Source organism: Trebonia kvetii (genome assembly GCF_007827045.1).
GTDB classification, from domain to species: Bacteria; Actinomycetota; Actinomycetes; order Streptosporangiales; family Streptosporangiaceae; genus Trebonia; species Trebonia kvetii.
Genome location: NZ_RPFW01000008.1, coordinates 188,784 through 206,590, shown reverse-complemented (window position 1 = coordinate 206,590; position 17,807 = coordinate 188,784). Strand labels below are relative to the sequence as shown.

Sequence of the window (17,807 nt, the reverse complement as noted above, 5' to 3'; positions counted from 1 at the left end):
GCCTCCCGCCGGTAACGCCACGATGCGGCAAACCGTACACCGCCCGGCACCAGCTATCACCCTATACAGCGAGGGGTTCCGCCGCAGCGTACGGCGGTATTGCGCGAGGGGCGCCCGAGCTGCTCGCGGGCACGGGGACTGGCCGTCCGGTTAGGGTCGGTTGCGGACGGCCGCGGCAAGGACTTGTGTGCGGTCACGGGCGGCAGCGACGGTCCAGGTCACTGGCCGGATCTGCGCTAAACAGGCAGGCAGCGCGCGGTTATATCCGCAATCTTGGGGCAATTGGCCATCGGCCGACGGCTATCGTAGAACGGTCAGCCGAATCCTGTCCCCCATCGCCCGCTGGGTCTGGAGCTACTCATGACAGACGTTGACCACGAGCGACCACGTCTCGATAGGACAGCGCTTGAGCAGCTGCTCGCGGGGCTGATGGCGGTGCGCGGCGGCGACTTCAGCACCCGTCTCGCACCCACCGGCGACCCGCTTGTCGACGAGATCGCGGCCGTGTTCAACCGCATGGTCGACCAGCTCGACCAGTTCACCTCCGAGGTGACCCGAGTCGCGCGCGAGGTCGGCACCGAGGGGAAGCTCGGCGGCCAGGCAAACGTGCCGGGCGTGTCCGGCACCTGGAAGGACCTCACCGAGTCGGTCAACGCGATGGCGGGGAACCTGACCTCGCAGGTGCGGAACATCGCCGAGGTGGCCACCGCGGTCGCCAAGGGCGACCTGACGCGGAAGATCGAGGTGACCGCGGGCGGCGAGATCCTCGAGCTGAAGACGACGCTGAACACGATGGTCGACCAGCTTTCCGCGTTCGCCGATGAGGTGACGCGGGTGGCCCGCGAGGTCGGCACCCAGGGCAACCTCGGCGGCCAGGCGACCGTGCACGGGGTGTCTGGCACCTGGAAGGACCTGACCGACAACGTCAACTCCATGGCCAACAATCTGACCGGCCAGGTGCGGAACATCGCTCAGGTCACCACGGCCGTCGCGCAGGGGGACCTGACCAAGAAGATCGACGTCGACGCCCGCGGCGAGATCCTCGAGCTGAAGACCACCATCAACACGATGGTCGACCAGCTGTCCTCGTTCGCCGCCGAGGTCACCCGGGTCGCCCGCGAGGTCGGCAGGGAGGGCCGCCTCGGCGGCCAGGCCGAGGTCGAGGGCGTGTCGGGCACCTGGAAGCGGCTCACCGAGAACGTCAACGAGCTCGCCGGGACGCTGACCAGGCAGATTCGCGCGATCTCCGAGGTGACGAGCTCGGTCGCGGCGGGCGACCTGACGCAGACGATCTCTGTCGAGGCCGCGGGCGAGGTCGCCGAGCTGAAGGACAGCATCAACGCCATGGTGCGGTCGCTGCGCGACACCGTGCAGGCATCGCAGGACCAGGACTGGCTCAAGACCAACCTGGCGAGTATCGGCTCGATGCTCCAGGGGCACCGGGACCTCGAGGTGGTCGCCGAGCTGATCATGGAGGAGCTCGCGCCGCTGCTCGGCGCGCAGCACGGGACGTTCTTCCTCACCGAGGACTGGGCGGGCGACCGGCGGCTGCGGCTGATCGCCGGGTACGGCCTGCGGGCCGACAAGGACGCGCCGATCCAGTACCGGATCGGCCAGTCGCTGATCGGGCAGGTGGCCAAGAGCAGGCGGCCGATCGTGGTCGACGACATACCGCCCGGCTACATCAAGATCTCCTCGGGGCTCGGCGAGGCGTCGCCCGCCAGCCTCGCGGTAATGCCCATCCTGTTCGAGGACCAGGTGCTCGGCGTGGTCGAGCTTGCCTCGTTCAGCAGGTTCACCCCGATACAGCTCGCGTTCCTCGAGCAGCTCGCGGAGACGCTCGGCATCAGCGTCAACGCCATCATCGCCAACTCGCGGACCGACCTGCTGCTCGAGGAGTCGCAGCGGCTGACCGCGGAGCTGCAGACGCGCTCGTCCGAACTCCAGGCGCGCTCGGAAGAGCTGCAGCGGTCCAACGCGGACCTGGAGGACAAGGCCGCGCTGCTCGCCGCGCAGAAGCAGGACATCGAGACGAAGAACTCCGAGATCGAGCAGGCCAGGGAGGAGATCGAGGAACGGGCCAGGCAGCTCGCTCTCGCCTCGCAGTACAAGTCGCAGTTCCTCGCCAACATGTCGCACGAGCTGCGCACGCCGCTGAACAGCCTGCTGATCCTGGCGCGGCTGCTCGCGCAGAACCCGGGCGGGAACCTCACCGTCAAGCAGGTCGAGTACGCGAACGTCATCCACTCGGCCGGCTCTGACCTGCTACAGCTCATCAACGACATCCTCGACCTGTCCAAGGTGGAGGCGGGCCGGATGGACGTGCGCGCGGAACGGTTCACGCTCGCCACGCTCATCGAGGACGTCCAGGCCACGTTCCGGCCGCTGACGGCGGAGAAGGGGCTCGACTTCGAGGTCTCCGTCGACGCGTCCGCCCCGGCGGAACTGGAGACAGACAGGCAGCGGCTGCGCCAGGTGCTCGGGAACCTGCTCTCCAACGGGGTCAAGTTCACCGCCCGCGGCCGCGTCACGCTGCGGGTCACCGCCACGGCGCCCGCGGGCACCGGCAGCGACGGGCCTGACGCCGAGCCTGAACTTTCCATGGTGGCGTTCTCGGTCACCGACACCGGGATCGGCATCGCGCCGGAGAACCTCGCGGTGATCTTCGGCGCGTTCCAGCAGGGCGACGGCACCCTGAGTCGCCGGTACGGCGGCACCGGCCTCGGCCTGTCCATCGCCAACGAGGTCAGCGCGCTGCTCGGCGGCGCGATCAGCGCCACCAGCGACCTCGGCCGCGGCAGCACGTTCACGCTTACCGTGCCCGCGCTGCTGCCGGAGATCCCCGTGCCCGCCACCGCGCTGGACGCCGCGTTCGCCGGCTCCAGCCCGGCGGCCGGCCTCGATGAGCCGGCCGGCCTCGACGCGCTGACCGCCTGGCCTGGCCGAGTGACTGCCGATCCCGCTCCCGAGGGCAGGCCCGTCGCGGCGGAGCCGGGGCCAGCGGGCGACGAGACGCCCGCGACAGCGGACGCGAGGACCGGCGCGAGGACGGCCGAATCCGCCGCCGGCCTGCGACGGCCCGCCTCATCCTGGTTCCAGCACCAGGACGGGGACACCGAGGACAGGAAGGTCCTGGTGTTCGAGCCGACGAGCGGCGGGCTGCTGACGTTGCTCGCGCACAGCGCCGTCTCCGACCTGCCAGAGGCCGGCGGGGCGCGGGTGGGCACCGCCACCAGCCCCGGCCAGGCGGTGGAGCTGCTGGTCGCGGACGACTTCCGCTGCGTTGTCGTGGACCTGGCCATGCCGGCCGCCGTGGAGTTCCTCGACCGGGCGCAGGAGAAGCCGGACCTGCGCGAGATCCCGGTCCTGGCGCACGCGCCCGCCCAGGCGGCCGCCGGCTCGCGGAGCCGCGTCGCGGCGCTGCGTTTCGACTATCCCCAGCTCGAGCTGTTCGGTTCGCTCGATGAGCTGCGGGAGCGGATCACCCTGCACCTGTCGGCCGCCCAGCCGGGACTGGTGCCGCCGCTGGCCGGCGAGGCCGCGCAGCGTGCCACAGGGCCGTCGGCGGGTGCGAGCGCGGCCACACCGTCGGCGCTGACCACGCTGACCGACCATCCGCAGCTGCGCGGCAAGCACGTGCTCGTGATCGACGACGACGCCCGGAACGTCTTCGCGATCACCAGCACCCTCGAACTGCACGGACTGCGGGTGACGCAGGCGAAGGACGGCAGCCAGGGCATCGAGGCGCTGCACGCCGCGCCGGATACCGACCTCATCTTGATGGACGTGATGATGCCGGGGATGGACGGCTACGCCACGATGACCGCGATCAGGCAGATACCCAAGCTCGGGCGGCTGCCCATCATCGCCGTCACGGCGCGCGCCATGCCTGGCGACCGGGAGAAGAGCCTGGCCGCCGGCGCCAACGACTACGTCACCAAGCCGGTCGACACCGACGAGCTGCTCACCTGCATGGAACGCTGGCTGACCAGGAGCTGACCGGCCACCATCACGGCCTCGGGGAAGCGGACGGTCGGCAAGACGGAACAGTCACCTACACCACTCCGACGTTCGGCTCGGCGTTCTGGCTTCCCGGCACGACCAGCGTCGACTACGGTGGCAGCCTGCCGGTGACCGGCGCGCAGCCGGGGAAGATCTCGCTGAACCAACCGATCGACCTGAGCGCCCAGGAGCTGAAGCTTTCCGGCACGCTGAAGCTCAGCAAGGCCGGAACCGATCACCTCGAAGTGCCGGCGAAGTTCACGCTGACCATGCACCTCGCTGAACTGGCCGTGCCGCTCACGCTCAGCTGCACGATCAACTCCACTCCCCCGCCGGTCGGACTCTCGATCGCGGTGACCGGGGGCAGCCCGGGGCCCACGCCCTCGCAGGGCGCGACGTCGAGCGCCTCCGCCACCTCGACCGCCGGGCCCGGCGGCCAGCCGCAGGGCAGCGCCGCGCCGTCCGGCGCGCCGGACACCGGCGGCAGCCTTGGCGTTGCGTGCAACCTGCCGATGGCCGTCGCCGGCGGGGCGATGGCGCTGGGAGGCTTGGGCCTCGTGCTTACCGCCAGGCGCCGGCGCTCCGGCCGCGGCGTCAGCCGGTGACCGCGACCGCCACCCCACCAGGGTCATGAACTCACCGGCGTGGTAGGCGCCGCGACTTCCTCCCGCCACCGGCGCACAGGGAGCTCTCGCTTGCCGTCCGGTGAACGGCGCGTTCCCGGCGTGCCGGTGCCGAGTAGCCCGGCGGACGCGCGCGCCCCCAATGCACGCGTCCGCCGGTGTCTTGCGGCCCTATCAGGCAGCGGGTTGCAGCAGTACCTTGGTGTAGCCGTAGCCGTCCACCCGCTCGTGTGTCTGAATGAGGTCGGCTACCCGGCGAAGGCCAGGCGAAACAGGCACGCAGCGGGCCATAGACCAATCCGCGGGACGTTTGCTTGGCGTCGCATGCGCGTTCTCGTTGGCATAGGGTTCCCTTGACCGAGAGCAATTACGCAGGATGGCGGGGAGATGCCGCAGGGCGGATGGCCGGAAGAGTCGGCGGAGAGCATCGCGTCGCGCCGTGACGCGCTCCGCCAGGCGGCCGGACTGCCAGGCGCAGACCTCGGCACGCTGATCGAGGCGGCGCTCACCGAACTCGACGCCGCGATCGACGCTATCGGCGCCGCGGCCCCCGACGGTCCGCGCCAGGACGAGCAGGCGGGCGACAGCCTCCCGGAGTCGGTCCGCGCGGAGCGGCGGCTGCTGCACGCGGTCTTCCAGCAGGCTCCCGCCCCGCTGTTCCTGCTCGAGCAGGACGGGACGATCAGGCGGGCGAACAACGGCGCGGCAGCGTTGCTCGGTGTCCCGCCCGGCTACGCGACCGGCAAGGCGCTGACCGCGTTCGTCGACCTGCCGTTCCGCGCGGCGCTGCAGACGCAGCTCGCCGCGGTACTGCGCACTGGCAAGCCGCGGACGGTGGGCTGCCGCCTGCTCACCGCCGACGGCCCCGTCGACCTCACGCTCGGGGCGGCCGCGGCCGACCTGCCCGGTGACCCGCCGGTGCTCATCATCACCGCCCAGCCCGGCCCTGCGCGGCCCGGCATGGCCGGCGCGGTGGCTCACCGCGCGGCGGCAGTGGACGAGGGGACGGGCAAGGCCGGAAGCCCGAGCACGGCGAAGAAGCGCGCCCCCGCGAAGGCCGACACCGCCACGACTGACACCGCCAAGGCCGACACCGCCACGACTGACACCGCCAAGACCGCCGCGGACGACGCCATCGCCGCCGTGATCAAGCGGCTTGACATGGTGACCGCGGTGACCAGGGTGCTGCTCGACAACAGCACGTTCAGCGAGGCGGTGACCCTGCAGCGGAGCGGCAGGCTGCTCGCCAGCGAGCTCGCCGACTGGGTGATCATCGACGTCGAGCGCGGCGGCAGGCTGCTGCGCCAGTTCGTCGCGGGCCCGCGCGGCGGGCACTGGGACCAGCTCGCGCGGCTGGCGCGCGGCATCGACCCTGACCCGGAGTCGATGCCCGCCCAGGTGCACGCGGCGGTCAAGTCGGTGCTCCTCGCGCATGTGGACGATCCGGGCGGACTCGGCCGCGGTCCGGACGGGACGCCGCTGCTGATGATGCTGGGCGCGACCTCGGTGATCAGCGTGCCGATCTTCGACGGGTCGACGGGGTACGGCACGCTGACCCTGGCCAGGCAGGCCGCACAGGGGCCGTTCGGCGTCGCCGACCTCGGCCTCGCCGAGGAGCTCGGCAGGCACCTCGCGATCGCGATCAGGGTCGACCGGGTGTTCCGGCAGCGGTCGCAGGTCGCAGAGGCGCTGCAGGCGAGCCTGATTCCCGCCGGGCTGCCCCGCGCGCCCGGTCTTGAGTTCGCGGCCGCCTACGTCGGCGCCACGCAGTTCCAGGAGATCAGCGGCGACTTCTACGACGTGTTCAAGGCCCGCGACGGCTGGGCCATCGCGGTGGGCGACGTGTGCGGCAAGGGCCAGGAGGCCGCCGCGATGACCGCCGCGGCGCGGCACGCGATCCGCGCGCTCGCCACCGTGCACGCGGACCCCGGCGAGGTGCTCGCCGCCGCGAACCAGGTGCTTGTCGACGAGGACTACCAGGACCGCTTCGTGACCGCCTCACTCGCCTTCCTGCGGCAGCGGGGGCGGCGGTTCCAGGCGCAGATCGCCGGCTGCGGCCACCCAGGGCCCGCGGTGGTCCGCGCCGACGGGCGGGTGGAGATCCTGGAGGCAGACGGGATGCCGCTCGGCCTCTTCCCCGACTCTTTGCCCGGCCGGCTCGACGTGGAGCTGCGCCAAGGCGACGTGCTGTTCTTCTACACCGACGGGGTGACCGAGGCCAGGAGCGCCGACCTGACTTTCTTCGAGGACCGGCTGTCAGACGCGCTCGCGGCGTTCGCCGGACGTTCCGCCGCGGACATCGTGCACGCCGTCCAGGAACTCGTCACCACGTTCTCTTCGGGCGAGTTCAAGGACGACGTCACGATACTCGCGGTACGCGTCTCGTGAGCGTGGCGCCCGATGGCAGAAATCGCCATCGTATCGGGCGCCACGCTCACGAACACCTCCAGGGGGACGACCTCCGTACCCGCGGCCAGGGGTTACGGCTCTTCGTAGAGGTCTTCGACGATCTCGGTGGTGCCCCCGGCGGCACCGCCAGCCTGGCGCGACCCCGCGTTCTGGTATGCGTCCTCGATCGGGTCGTCCTCCTGGTCCAGGAGGGTCGGCCGCGGCGGCAGGCCGAGCTCCATCCGGGACGTGCCAGGGTTGCGTGCGACGTACGGCGGGACGGGGATCCGCTCCACCCTGCCGCTCGGGTAGGACCGGCGGACGAGCAGCCTGCGGCCGAGCCAGCCGTAGGTGCGGTTCGGCAGCAGCAGGCCGATGACGCCGATGAGCATGAGCACCCAGCCGGCCGTGTGCAGGTTGAAGACCGAGGTGTTGGTCGTCACCGCGAAGGCGAGGATGGCGCCTACGCAGATGAGGGCGAGCCCTGCTCCGGTTTTCATCGGGGTGTCCTTTCCTGGCGGTCTCGGGCCGCCGTCTGATGAGGTCTCCTGAGCGCGGGAAGGGATGTCAGGCGGACCGCACGAGGTCGTCTGGGCTGTCGAGCAGGCGGCTGCGCAGGTGGCCGAGCGCGCGGGTAAGCAGCCGGGACACGTGCATCTGCGAGATGCCGAGCCTGGCGCCGATCTCGGCCTGGGTCAGGTTGCCGTAGAAGCGCATCACGAGGATGCGCTGCTCCCGCTCGGGCAGCTCGTCCCAGTGCGTCGACACGGCCTCCATGTCGATCGCGTGCTCCATCTCGGCGTCCTCGTCACCGAGGACGTCGCTGAGCTGCGCCGGGTCGTCCCTGTCGGACAGCGGGGCGTCGAGTGAGTAGGCACTGAACACCATGTCCGCCTGCTTGGCCTCGAGCAGGTCCTCGGGGCTGCAGCCGAGCCGCTCCGCCAGTTCCTCGTCGGTGGGGGTGCGGCCGAGGGTGTGGGTGAGCGCTTCGGTCGCCTTGCGCATCTCAAGCAGCAGCTCCTGCGCGGAGCGGCGGACGTGCACCTGCCAGCGCTTGTCGCGGAAGTGCCGCTTGATCTCGCCGCTCACGCACGGCGCCGCGTAGGCCGACAGGCCGCTGCCGAACGAGGGGTCGTAGTTGTTGATCGCCTTGAGCAGGCCGACGTACCCCACCTGCATCAGGTCTTCGACCGGTTCTGGGCTGCCGCGGTACTGCCGCACGCAGGAACGGACAAGGCGCTCGTAGCGCTGAACGAGGATCTCGCACGCGACGGAGCGCTCGTGGCTGTCGCGGGGCAGCGCCCGGAATCGGATCAGCAGTTCGTCGTCGGCGAGCTGGGCCAGTTCGGCCTGCGTGCCGAGGATCGGTGCGGTGGACGTTGCCTTCGTCGTCATGGCTGTCTCCGGGGGTGAGGAATGGCCGGACGGAGGCGATTGTGCCCGCAGAGAGGGTTCTAAACTTGATGACATGTGACCTCCGTCACATCGTTGCGAACGGCGGTCCCAGTGCCGCAGCCGACGGCACCGCGCGATGAACTCCGCCGCCGGATGCTCGTTGAGGCTGATGAACCCCTCGTCCTCGGCGGACGGGTCGGCGGGCAGCCCCGCGGCCTCGAACAGCACCGCGGCGCCGCCTGTGTAGCCGACGAACTTGCAGTGCGCCACGGCGTCGGTGACAAAGTCCCTGGCGGCAGGCCTGGCGGCCAGGACCCGCGCGCCGCCGGGTTCGGCGACGATGGCGAGGGCGTCGTACAGCACCGACGGCGCGCCCTCGATCTGCTGGTCCGCACGGACCAGCGTGCCGTCGCTGACGTCCGCGCCGCCGACCGCGGGCGCGACGAAGTCGCCCGGACTACGGCCGAGGATGCTCAGCGCGGGCGGCGGCGGCAGGTCGTGCCGCTGCTGGCGGGCCGGCTCGAGCGCGGCGGGCAGCTGGCGCAGGCCGAGACCCTCGGCCACCGCGGCGGCGAGGTCCTCGTCCACATTGCGCAGGCCAGCCACCATCCGCGCCCTGATCTCCGCCCGCTCGCACTTGCTCAGCTCGAAGGCGAACGCGTCGGCGATGTGCGCTCGACAGCGGTCTGGCTTACGTAGAACTGGCGCCTGCTGCCGAGCCGCTTGAGCTGGGTGTCCGGGTAGGAGAAGTTCCTGCCCTGGAGCAGCGGGTCGTCGGTGAAGTCGATGCCGGGCACCATGCGCCGTAGCCGCGGGCGCGCACCACGCGTTCCGGTATCCGCTCGCGATAGAAGAAGTGGAAGATCTTCTCGCGGAAGTGGAAGTCCTCGAGCAGGGCAGGGCCTCGCTCCCCGCCGCCCGCAGCGTGTTCTGGTCGTCGCTGACCGGGACGCCTTGGGCGGTGGTCAGCGGCGCCGTCCCGTCGCCGGCCTGCTGGTGGGTCTCGTTGCCGTTCCCCATGCTCGCATCATCAGGACGGGTTCTTGCCGCGACCGGTCAGGATGTCCCTGACCTTGTCCGCTACGCCGGCCACCGGGCCCGCGGTCCTCGCCGCCTGCGGCGGGATGTGCGGATGCGGCCTGGTCGGCGCCGTCTTCTTGGCGGCGGCGATCCGATCGCCGAGTGCTTGGGCCTGGTCGTGGTTGATCGCGGCCTTCAGCAGCGGCCACGCGTGCGCCTCCTCGAACGCGATGTGCGCGCGGGCGGCGGAGATGAGAGCGGTCAGCCGCTCCTCGAACTCCTCGTCGCCCGGCTCGAGCTTGCCGAGCTCGGCGAGCAGCGGCTCGGCCTCGTTCTCCTGCTCGAGGCCGTCCTGCATGACGCGGGCGCCACCGGAGCCAAGGCCGCCGAGGGCCGGCCAGAAGTACTGCTGCTCGGCGGCCTCGTGCTTGGACTGCTCGATGATCACCTGGTCGAGCGCCTGCCTGCGGAACGCGAGCTGCTCGGCGGTGGCGCCGTCACTGGCCTTCGGTCCATCCTCGAGCTCGGCCAGCATGACCTTCATTTCGTCGTGGTCCTTCTTCAGCACCTCGAACACGTCTGGCATCTGTTCCCCTCCCTCGGGTCTGTGACCTGCTGTTTTCCCCGACCTCGACCCGCTACCCGGGCACTGTGGCCGCAAACGAAAGGCCGTTGAGGGCGAGGCAGGTTTGTCGGCATCTACCGCCATAGGACGTAATTAGCGGAAGTTTCCGTCGTCGTCGGCGAATATCCGGTGCCGCGCAGGGCAGCGGGCCTGCCATGATCGACTACGCCACCGACTGGCGCGCCGTCGGCGCCTGCCTCGGCGCCGACCCGGACCTATTCTTTCCCATCGCGGTCGGTCCGGCCGCGACCGCGCAGGTCCAGCGGGCGCTGCGCATCTGCGACGGCTGCCAGGTCAGGCAGCAGTGCCTCGAGTTCGCGGTGCGGACCGGGGAGTCGCACGGCATCTGGGGCGGCACCACGCCCGATGACCGCGTTCGCGCCAGGCGTGCACGCACCCGCCGTGCCTCCCGCAGGCCGCTGGCCTACCAAGGAGTGACGGTCTAGCGCCGGTTCAGTTGGGCGGAACGGCCCTGCCGCCCGAGCCGTAGGTGGCGAGGACCCGCGCCGCGACCTCGGTGACCTTGACGTGCCGCCGCTGCGACTCACGGCGCAGATAGCGCAGCGCCTCGTCGGCGTCGCAGCCGAGCGCGTGCATCAGGATGCCCTTTGCCTGGTCGGTGACCGCGCGGGCGGCGACCGAGTCCTTCAGCTGCGTCGCGGTCCGCTGCGCCTGCCCGTAGGCGAGGTTGTTGGCGAACACCGTGCTGCCGAACCGCGCAAGCATCTCCGCCATCGGCACCCCGTCGGCGTCGAGCGCCCCAGGCCGGACTCCGAACAGTGCGAGCACCAGGGTGATCGTGGCCGACTGCCTGACCAGGTGGATAGAGCTGCGCAGGCCGCGGCGGAGCGCCTCGGCCGACCACCACGGCCAGCGCTCCTCGTCGAGCGCGTCACGGCAGCTCACCGGCCGGCCTTCGCGCACAGCCGTGAGCAGCGGGCCCTGACCTGCCAGCAGCTCCATGTCGATGAGCCCCGCCGGGTCGGGATGGCTGGCGGCGACCGCGGCGAGCTCGCCGTCGCGCCAGATCGTGGCGTGGGCCGCCGCGCACCCGGGAACCTGCCTGACCGCCAGCTCGGCGAGCTTGCTCAGCGACTTCGCCTCGCCGTTGCTGAGGCTGGCGAGCTCGGTCGCCTCATACCCGAGGTTCTCGGCGGTCACGTCTCCTCCGTAGGTCTACTTGCTGATAGCAGGGTACGCGCGGCAGCCTGCCATGCGCATCGGCGCGAAGGCGGCCGCTCCCCCGGCACGGAACGCGGGCGACGGAGACGAGCCGGGCGATGTCGACGACGCCGAGGTCGTCGAGGCCGGGCAGTTGCGCGAGCTGGGGGTGACACGGAAGCTGAGGGTGACGCACAGGGCCACGAGGCTCGCGAACGCGAACAGCAGCGCGAGGTGCGCGCGCCGCGGCCGCGGCAGGGATCGCACCGACCTCGGCAGTCGCTCCGCGCCGTCGTGGCTCTCCCCCACCGCGAGCTGAGCGAACATCTGGAACATCGACGCGAGCTGCGGAGTTTCCACCGCCAGTGCGCGTTCGATCGCGCTCAGCCTGCGCCGCCCCCGCCTGCCGAGGCGCACCGGGCGGGCGGCCGCTCGCCGCCACGGCACGCAGGCGCGCAGCAGACGCCACGCGAGCCGCCAGGGGGCGCGCCAGGTGCGGCCCGGCCCGGAACGGGTAATGGAATCATGCGTGCTCATGGTCGTTCTCCCTTGTCCCCCGCGTTTCGCCTGGCCGAGCCCCCTCGCCTGGCGCGCGCTTCCGGCTACCGCCATCGGATACCCGGGTCACCGACGGCTACTCGGAAACGACAGATATCGGTATACACCTGACCGAATCGCCCCTTATTGATCCGGCGTGCCGGTGAGACGGCGGCGGAATGCGCACCGATGACATTCCCGTCCGGGCCGCGGCTGACGCCCCAGCCGCGGCGAAACTCGCGGGGCGGCGACTGTGGCCGGGGGCCGGGGGCCGGGGACCGGGGACCTGGCATGCCTCGCCCCTGGTCCAGCAGGAGCGGACCAGGGGCGAGGAGCCCGATTGCTTCGCCCGCCGCCGCGTGAAATTGACGGATGGGGAGCTGGCGGAACCCGTTCGGGATAATTTGTATTTTGTTTTTTGCTTTCGCTTTTAATGGCAGGAGAGCTTCGGGTTGACGCCGACATAGTTGAGCGGGCCTGCGAGGATAGTCACGATGACCGTGCCGGCGCTCGCACAGCTGACCTTTTCGTTGAAATAGTTGCGCTGGGCTGCCGCTATCAGCCCGATAACCAGCCAGATAATCAGGAGGATCGACCCGATTCGCATGATGGCCTCGGCTTTCTTCCGCTGCTTTTCGTGGGAGGTGTTGCGGGAGAGGGAAACGCGGACCAGGGCAGCGACGAGACGGACTGGCCCAGCGGCGGGCACCCTGCCGCGGATCGGCCTTGTTCATCGTCCGCCTCGCCTCCGGACCGTCAACTACCCGCATGGCGGGTGGGAAACGTTGCGCACAGGGGTTCGGTAACTCCAGTAGGCTTTGCCGGGGCTTGTCGCTTGTCGACGGGCGGCGGGACCGACATAATGCTGCCTGCGGTGGACTATTCCTCGGCTGCCGTTGCGTTCGGGTCCGGAGACGCGGCCTGCCCTCCCTATTCGTGAAGTGGCGGTGGTTGTCGTGTCCGAAGATCGTTTTCCCGCGGCGTGGTCCGGCCGGACCGCCGTTGTCACGGTGTCCGGCGAGATCGACCTCACCAACGCGGACGGGCTGCGCGACGTGCTGCTCTCCACGCTTGACGCCGGGGCGCGCGGCCTCGTGGTTGACATGACAGGAACGACGTTTCTCGACTCGGCCGGGGTGTCGGCCTTGGTGCGGACGTCGCGGCGGGCGTCGACGACCGACACGACGCTGCGGCTCGTGGTCACCGCGCCACCGGTGCTCCGGGTGCTCGACCTGGTCGGCCTCGACCGGCTGATCGGCGTGTACCCGAGCGTCAGCGTGGCCGTCGCATCCCTGCCCGACCAGACGGGTCCCGGGCTGCGCGCCTTACTGCCATGGTGAGCAGTACCCGCGTGTCATCCGGCCCGGACGCGACGCGGAAGTAGTCGCAGACCCGGCGCAGCACATACCGCCGCAGCGCCTCTACCTCGCCGTGCCGCCCGCCGCCGATATCTCGCTTGATAATGGCGTCGCCGTGCACCTCGCAGTACACCCTGGTGCCCGCCGACCACAGGCGCACCCGGGCGGTGCCTGGCCGGCGCGCGGTGACGCTGGCGGCGGCCTCGTTGACCGCGAGCACGAAATCGGGCAACTGCCCGCCGCGCAGGCTGGCCCGCCAGCCGAACGCTTGCGCGAACCGCCGGACCTCCGGGGCGTCGCCGCGGCGGAACTTCCGCTCGGCGATCCAGTGCGGGCCGCCGGCCGGCTTCTCGCCGCCGGCCGGCCAGTCGCGCGTCCGCGGTTTCATCCCCTCAGCCGTCCTCGAATGGAGCGGTCGGCCGCGGCGGCTCGCCGGTGACGTTCGACACGATGCTCGCCGCGAGGTCGCGGAGCTTTACGTTGGTGTTCTGCGAGACGCCGCGCAGCAGCGCGAACGCCTTGTCCTGCGGGCACCGCTGGGTGGCCATGATCACGCCGAGCGCCTGGTCGATGACCGCCCTCGACACGATCGAAGACCGCAGCTGGTCGTTCTGGTCGGTGCAGGCGGCAAGCCGTAGCGCCAGGATGAGTGCGCCCGCCGCGTTCCTCGCGAACCGTTCCGCCCGCCTGATCTCCTCCGGCCCGAACGCGCCGGGCCGCCGCCCGTACAGCACCAGCGCGCCGGCCACCTCGCCGCCGGTGACCAGCGGCAGCGCGTAGCAGGAGCGGACGCCGAGCGAGGCGGCCTGCCGGCAGAAGCGCGGCCAGCGGTTCTCCGTGGCGGTGTCGTGCACATGCTGCGGCCGTATGTCGCGGAGCGCCCGCAGCGCCGGGCCATCGCCCGCCTGGGTCTGCAGCCGGTCCGCCTCAGACGCCAGCGGATCGGTGCAGGCGGAGACTGGCGTGGGACGGCCGCGCTGCCGCAGCGCCAAGCCGCACGACATGCCGTCGCCCACAGCCCGCGCAGCGAGCACCGCGAGCTCATGCAGGAACTGCTCGACGCTGTCGGTGTTCAGCAGGGCGTTCTGCAGCCCCGCGAGATCATCTTGCACTTCACTTGACACGTTTACTCACCTACCTGGCATTCAGCTACCCCCGCTGGCCGGAAGAAACGGCCGTCAGGCAAGGTCAGCTGCCGATGCTCGCGCCGCTGCCGACGGCGGTCCTCGCACTGGGACCGGCTTCGGTGCCGACAAGCTCGGCCGCGGCGGTGGCGATGGAGGCCATGTCGATGCCCATCAGCTGCAGCTGCTCGTCGGGAGTCGCCGATCCCGGCATGGTTCGGACCGCCAGCTTCCTGACCGCGGGCATCGGCGCGCCGCCTGCCGCGAGCGCGGCGAGCACGGCGTCGCCGAGGCCGCCCTCCGGCCAGTGGTCCTCCACCGTGACGATCCGCCCGGTCTCCCGCGCGGTCGTGCGCAGCGTGGCGGCGTCGACCGGCTTGACCGAGTACGCGTCGATCACCCGTGCGGAGATGCCGTCGTCGGCGAGCAGGTCCGCGGCCGCGAGCGCCTCGTGCACGGTAATGCCCGCGGCGACGATCGTGACCTGGTCGTCGGGCGACCAGCGGAGCACCCGGCTCCCGCCGACGTCGAACCGCTCGCCTGGCCGGTAGATCACCGGCGCCTCGCCGCGGAAGGTGCGCAGGTAGCTGACGCCCGGAAGGTCGGCGAGCACGCCGGTCAGCCAGGCGGTCTGGTTCGCGTCGCACGGGCAGAGCACGGTGCTGCCATACACGGCGCGCAGCGCCGCGATGTCCTCGAGGCCCATCTGAGACGGGCCGTCCTCGCCGGTCCATACGCCGGCGTGCGAGCCGACGAGGCGGATGCTCGCGCGGCTGATCGCGGCCATCCTGATGAAGTCGTAGGCCCTGGACAGGAACGCGGCGAAGGTGGCCGCGAACGGCACCCAGCCGCGTACCTGCATGCCGACTGCCGTGGCGATCATCTGCTGCTCGGCGATGTAACACTCGAAGTACCGCTCCGGGTGGGCCTGCGCGAACAGGCCGGTGCGGGTGGAGTCGCTGACCTCGCCGTCGAGCACCACGACGTCGGGCCGTACGTCGCCGAGCAAGGCCAGAGCCTGGCCGAAGGCGTCCCGCGTCGATGCCATGGAGCCGGACGCGAAGGCGGGCGGCCGCCACCGGGTGACCGGCCGGGCTCGCCGGTCCTGCGCCGGCTGGGCCGGGATGCGAGCCGGCACTGCGTGGAGCGTCATTGGGTGGAGCGGCACTGCGTGAAGCGGTACTGCGTGAAGCGGCACTGCGTGGGCCGACATTGGGCGGGCTAGCGGAATCTGGCCGGGCGGCACCACGCGTGACGGGAGCGGGTCCGGGTGTGCCACCGCGACCCGGATGTCGCGAACGCCGCCGAGTTCGCTTATCGCTGCCGCGGCGTCGGGGAGCGGCTTGCCGTGCGCGCCCTCCCTGTCCTCGACGGCCGCGACGCCGCGCCCCTTGCGCGTCCTGGCCAGGATCACCGACGGCGCGCCTGGATGAGCCGCCGCGACGCTGAACGCACGGTCGATCTCCTCGATGTCGTGTCCGTCGATCTCCAGCGTGTGCCAGCCGAACGCACGGAACCGCGCCGCGTAGGCGGCGGTGTCCCAGCGGTGGCGGGTGGGGCCACGCTGGCCCAGCCCGTTCACGTCCACGATCACGGTCAGGTTGTCCAGATGCGAGCAGCCGGCCTGCTCCGCGGCCTCCCAGATCGACCCCTCGGCAAGCTCGCCATCGCCGCATAGCACCCATACCCGGTAGGGCAGCCGGTCCAGGTTCTGGCCGGCGATGGCGATGCCCACCCCAATCGGCAGGCCCTGGCCGAGCGAGCCGGTGGCGACATCCACCCACGGCAGCCGTGGTGTCGGGTGTCCCTCGAGGCGGCTGCGCAGCGTCCGGTAGCGGAACAGCTCGTCCTCGCCGATGGCGCCCACCGCGCGCAGCATCGCGTAGTACAGCGGCGACGCGTGCCCCTTGGAGAAGATCAGGTGGTCGTTGCCAGGGGCTTTCGGTTCCGCGAAGTCGTAGCGGAGATGGCGAGCTATCAGCACCGCCACCAGGTCGGCCGCCGACATCGAGGATGTCGGGTGTCCGGACGACGCGACGGCGCTGCACCGCACGCAGTCCACGCGCAGCTGCTGCGCGACTTCGTGCAGGGCACGCGTGACGTCTTGCTCAAGCAGGAACGACGTGCTCATGGTGCCTCACTCCGGTCTGCCTAGATCGCTGCCCGCCGGGTTCGCGTTCACACGCGGCGGCAGCGGGTAATCGCCCGCGCGCTGGGTAGCGCAGTGGGCGTCGCCGCGCCAAGAAGCCCGAGAAACGGGAGGCAGGAATGTCGGCAACGCTGATCTGGATCACGTGCGCGCTGATCGTCGCGTCACTGGCCGTCTGGCTAGCCGCGGTCGCCATGGCGGCCCGCAACCCGGCCTTCAAGGAGCCGCGCATCGAGCCGACTGTCCCGGTCCGCAGGCGCGACAGCCCCATGGACTCGTAACGCGACTCCCGGGCGGCGCGTGTTGCTCTCTGGTCGCGCGCCTGGCTAGGTGTTGGCCTCGGCGCGGCTGACCGCGGCGAGCGGCGAGTTACTCTCGGCCATGATGGCGAGATCGCCTATCGACACGATGCCGACCACCTGACCGTCGGCGATGACGGGAAGGCGACGTACCGCGTGCTCGCGCATGAGCTGCTGTGCCTGCTCCAGGCTCGCCTCCGCGGCCACGCCGATCAGGTCGCCGCTGCACAGCGGGCCGACAGGGGAGTCGGGCGCGATGCCGTCCGCGAGTCCCCTGATCACCAGGTCCCTGTCGGTGACCACGCCGGCCAGCGCCCCATCGTTGATGACGAGGACGGCGCCCACCTGCGCGTCGCGCATGACCCGCGCGGTCTCGCCGATCGTCTGGGTGTAGTAGACGCCGACGGGGGCCGGGGTCATGATGTCGCGGACCGCGCCGCGCTGCGGCGGGATCAGGTCGCTGACCGTCTCAGCGACGGCCTCTGGCCGCAGGACATCGCTGACCGGCTCTGTGCGGTTGTCCGGGCTCACGATGTCGTCGTTGTTGGTCATGATGTCCCTCCTTCCGGCTGTCGCACTCTTGCTACCTGCCAGGGAGGCCGGTAAACCGAAAAGGGGTCCCGAGGGACCCCTTTCGCCGTGGGCACTTGCACCATGCCGCCGCGAGCGCGCCGGCCCGCGGTTAGCGGCCCACGAGGCGCGACCCGCGGTTAGCGCAGTACGCCACGACGGCGGCGGCGGTTGCCGTAGATGTGGCGGTGGCTTGACGGGTGGCTGACCACGGCGATCAGCAGCGCGGCCACGACCACGGACACGATGAAGGTAATGATGAGGTGACCGGCGCCGAGGATGGCGGCGGTGACAATGCCGCCGACGAACGCGCCGACGATGCCGAACAGCAGCGTCAGCAGAATGCCGATCCGCTGCCTGCCCGGCACGAGAAGATGCCCGAGTGCGCCGACCACCAGTCCGATGATCAGCCAGGTGATTATGGCTGCAATTGTCATGCGTCCCGGCTACCCGGCATAAACGCTTTCATTCACGTTCTGCGTGCGCTGAGAAAACACGACGGCCCGCCGGGGGGAGGGTATGGGCGGGCCGTCGCTGGCGGGAGGCGGCGAACCGC

At 70.8% G+C, this 17,807-nt stretch carries 17 protein-coding genes and 2 pseudogenes; 6 read left to right on the top strand and 13 right to left on the bottom strand.

Going from position 1 to position 17,807, the window contains the following annotated elements; genetic code table 11:
- Positions 1-360 precede the first annotated feature (360 nt).
- The 3 genes from EAS64_RS35670 (at position 361) to EAS64_RS35660 (ending at position 7,013) form a co-directional block, all read left to right on the top strand.
- Positions 361-3,999: a hybrid sensor histidine kinase/response regulator gene (locus tag EAS64_RS35670; protein WP_145860362.1), complete on the top strand. Its 3,639-nt coding sequence runs from the start codon at positions 361-363 to the stop codon at positions 3,997-3,999.
- 131 nt (positions 4,000-4,130) lie between these two features.
- A complete protein-coding gene (locus tag EAS64_RS35665) occupies positions 4,131-4,607 on the top strand; it encodes a hypothetical protein (protein WP_145860360.1) in 477 nt (158 codons plus the stop codon).
- A 405-nt stretch (positions 4,608-5,012) separates the two neighbouring features.
- Entirely contained in the window at positions 5,013-7,013 is a 2,001-nt protein-coding gene (locus EAS64_RS35660; protein WP_145860358.1) for a SpoIIE family protein phosphatase, read from the top strand.
- A gap of 92 nt (positions 7,014-7,105) precedes the next feature.
- Here EAS64_RS35660 and EAS64_RS35655 read toward each other — a convergent pair whose 3' ends face one another.
- From EAS64_RS35655 to EAS64_RS35635, 5 genes and pseudogenes are all read right to left on the bottom strand, one after another.
- Positions 7,106-7,513: a hypothetical protein gene (locus EAS64_RS35655; protein ID WP_145860356.1), complete on the bottom strand. Its 408-nt coding sequence runs from the start codon at positions 7,511-7,513 to the stop codon at positions 7,106-7,108.
- Between the two features lie 67 nt (positions 7,514-7,580).
- Positions 7,581-9,017, bottom strand: a complete 1,437-nt coding sequence (locus EAS64_RS45230) for a SigB/SigF/SigG family RNA polymerase sigma factor (RefSeq protein WP_222849852.1) — start codon at positions 9,015-9,017, stop codon at positions 7,581-7,583.
- A 104-nt stretch (positions 9,018-9,121) separates the two neighbouring features.
- Positions 9,122-9,208: pseudogene (locus tag EAS64_RS48015) on the bottom strand (catalase); the annotation flags it as partial.
- A pseudogene (locus tag EAS64_RS48090) lies at positions 9,208-9,428 on the bottom strand (catalase); the annotation flags it as partial. The pseudogenes EAS64_RS48090 and EAS64_RS48015, both read right to left, overlap by 1 nt.
- A gap of 10 nt (positions 9,429-9,438) precedes the next feature.
- Positions 9,439-10,014, bottom strand: coding sequence for a hemerythrin domain-containing protein (locus EAS64_RS35635; protein ID WP_187366419.1), 576 nt, complete (start codon positions 10,012-10,014; stop codon positions 9,439-9,441).
- A gap of 194 nt (positions 10,015-10,208) precedes the next feature.
- On the opposite strand from EAS64_RS35635, the gene EAS64_RS35630 reads away from it, so the two are divergent.
- On the top strand, positions 10,209-10,499 hold the full coding sequence (locus EAS64_RS35630; RefSeq protein ID WP_145860352.1) for a WhiB family transcriptional regulator: 291 nt from the start codon (positions 10,209-10,211) through the stop codon (positions 10,497-10,499).
- Positions 10,500-10,506: 7 nt separating this feature from the next.
- Here the strand turns inward: EAS64_RS35630 and EAS64_RS35625 are convergent, their stop codons facing one another.
- The 3 genes from EAS64_RS35625 to EAS64_RS35615 all read right to left on the bottom strand — a co-directional run bounded on the left by EAS64_RS35625 (position 10,507) and on the right by EAS64_RS35615 (position 12,460).
- Positions 10,507-11,214 (bottom strand): GAF and ANTAR domain-containing protein, encoded by a 708-nt coding sequence (locus tag EAS64_RS35625; protein WP_145860351.1) that lies wholly within the window; start codon positions 11,212-11,214, stop codon positions 10,507-10,509.
- Positions 11,215-11,229: 15 nt separating this feature from the next.
- Positions 11,230-11,751: a hypothetical protein gene (locus EAS64_RS35620; RefSeq protein WP_145860349.1), complete on the bottom strand. Its 522-nt coding sequence runs from the start codon at positions 11,749-11,751 to the stop codon at positions 11,230-11,232.
- 430 nt (positions 11,752-12,181) lie between these two features.
- Entirely contained in the window at positions 12,182-12,460 is a 279-nt protein-coding gene (locus EAS64_RS35615) for a hypothetical protein (RefSeq protein ID WP_145860347.1), read from the bottom strand.
- A 247-nt stretch (positions 12,461-12,707) separates the two neighbouring features.
- Here EAS64_RS35615 and EAS64_RS35610 point away from each other — a divergent pair, with 247 nt between their 5' ends.
- Positions 12,708-13,091: an STAS domain-containing protein gene (locus EAS64_RS35610; RefSeq protein WP_187366418.1), complete on the top strand. Its 384-nt coding sequence runs from the start codon at positions 12,708-12,710 to the stop codon at positions 13,089-13,091.
- On the opposite strand, the gene EAS64_RS35605 is transcribed toward EAS64_RS35610, so the two are convergent.
- From EAS64_RS35605 to EAS64_RS35595, 3 genes are all read right to left on the bottom strand, one after another.
- Entirely contained in the window at positions 13,024-13,497 is a 474-nt protein-coding gene (locus tag EAS64_RS35605) for an ATP-binding protein (protein ID WP_145860343.1), read from the bottom strand. The two genes, EAS64_RS35610 and EAS64_RS35605, sit on opposite strands and share 68 nt — an antisense overlap.
- 4 nt (positions 13,498-13,501) lie before the next feature.
- Entirely contained in the window at positions 13,502-14,233 is a 732-nt protein-coding gene (locus tag EAS64_RS35600; protein ID WP_145860341.1) for a GAF and ANTAR domain-containing protein, read from the bottom strand.
- Between the two features lie 64 nt (positions 14,234-14,297).
- Positions 14,298-16,364, bottom strand: a complete 2,067-nt coding sequence (locus EAS64_RS35595; RefSeq protein ID WP_145860339.1) for a transketolase — start codon at positions 16,362-16,364, stop codon at positions 14,298-14,300.
- A 137-nt stretch (positions 16,365-16,501) separates the two neighbouring features.
- Between EAS64_RS35595 and EAS64_RS44155 the strand changes: the two genes are divergently transcribed.
- Positions 16,502-16,663: a hypothetical protein gene (locus EAS64_RS44155; RefSeq protein ID WP_187366417.1), complete on the top strand. Its 162-nt coding sequence runs from the start codon at positions 16,502-16,504 to the stop codon at positions 16,661-16,663.
- Between the two features lie 45 nt (positions 16,664-16,708).
- On the opposite strand, the gene EAS64_RS35590 is transcribed toward EAS64_RS44155, so the two are convergent.
- Complete coding sequence (locus EAS64_RS35590; RefSeq protein ID WP_246116021.1) at positions 16,709-17,233, bottom strand: CBS domain-containing protein; 525 nt, start codon at positions 17,231-17,233, stop codon at positions 16,709-16,711.
- A 158-nt stretch (positions 17,234-17,391) separates the two neighbouring features.
- Positions 17,392-17,688 (bottom strand): GlsB/YeaQ/YmgE family stress response membrane protein, encoded by a 297-nt coding sequence (locus EAS64_RS35585; RefSeq protein WP_246116020.1) that lies wholly within the window; start codon positions 17,686-17,688, stop codon positions 17,392-17,394.
- Positions 17,689-17,807 lie beyond the last annotated feature (119 nt).

What these genes read in the sequence shown, in the direction of transcription:
- EAS64_RS35655 (WP_145860356.1), bottom strand. Translation starts at nt 7,513, where the DNA reads ATGAAAACCGGAGCAGGGCTCGCCCTCATCTGCGTAGGCGCCATCCTC.
- EAS64_RS35605 (WP_145860343.1), bottom strand. Translation starts at nt 13,497, where the DNA reads ATGAAACCGCGGACGCGCGACTGGCCGGCCGGCGGCGAGAAGCCGGCC.
- EAS64_RS35590 (WP_246116021.1), bottom strand. Translation starts at nt 17,233, where the DNA reads ATGACCAACAACGACGACATCGTGAGCCCGGACAACCGCACAGAGCCG.
- EAS64_RS35670 (WP_145860362.1), top strand. Translation starts at nt 361, where the DNA reads ATGACAGACGTTGACCACGAGCGACCACGTCTCGATAGGACAGCGCTT.
- EAS64_RS35630 (WP_145860352.1), top strand. Translation starts at nt 10,209, where the DNA reads ATGATCGACTACGCCACCGACTGGCGCGCCGTCGGCGCCTGCCTCGGC.
- EAS64_RS35595 (WP_145860339.1), bottom strand. Translation starts at nt 16,364, where the DNA reads ATGAGCACGTCGTTCCTGCTTGAGCAAGACGTCACGCGTGCCCTGCAC.
- EAS64_RS35585 (WP_246116020.1), bottom strand. Translation starts at nt 17,688, where the DNA reads ATGACAATTGCAGCCATAATCACCTGGCTGATCATCGGACTGGTGGTC.
- EAS64_RS35635 (WP_187366419.1), bottom strand. Translation starts at nt 10,014, where the DNA reads ATGCCAGACGTGTTCGAGGTGCTGAAGAAGGACCACGACGAAATGAAG.
- EAS64_RS44155 (WP_187366417.1), top strand. Translation starts at nt 16,502, where the DNA reads ATGTCGGCAACGCTGATCTGGATCACGTGCGCGCTGATCGTCGCGTCA.
- EAS64_RS35620 (WP_145860349.1), bottom strand. Translation starts at nt 11,751, where the DNA reads ATGAGCACGCATGATTCCATTACCCGTTCCGGGCCGGGCCGCACCTGG.
- EAS64_RS35660 (WP_145860358.1), top strand. Translation starts at nt 5,013, where the DNA reads ATGCCGCAGGGCGGATGGCCGGAAGAGTCGGCGGAGAGCATCGCGTCG.
- EAS64_RS45230 (WP_222849852.1), bottom strand. Translation starts at nt 9,017, where the DNA reads ATGGTGGCTGGCCTGCGCAATGTGGACGAGGACCTCGCCGCCGCGGTG.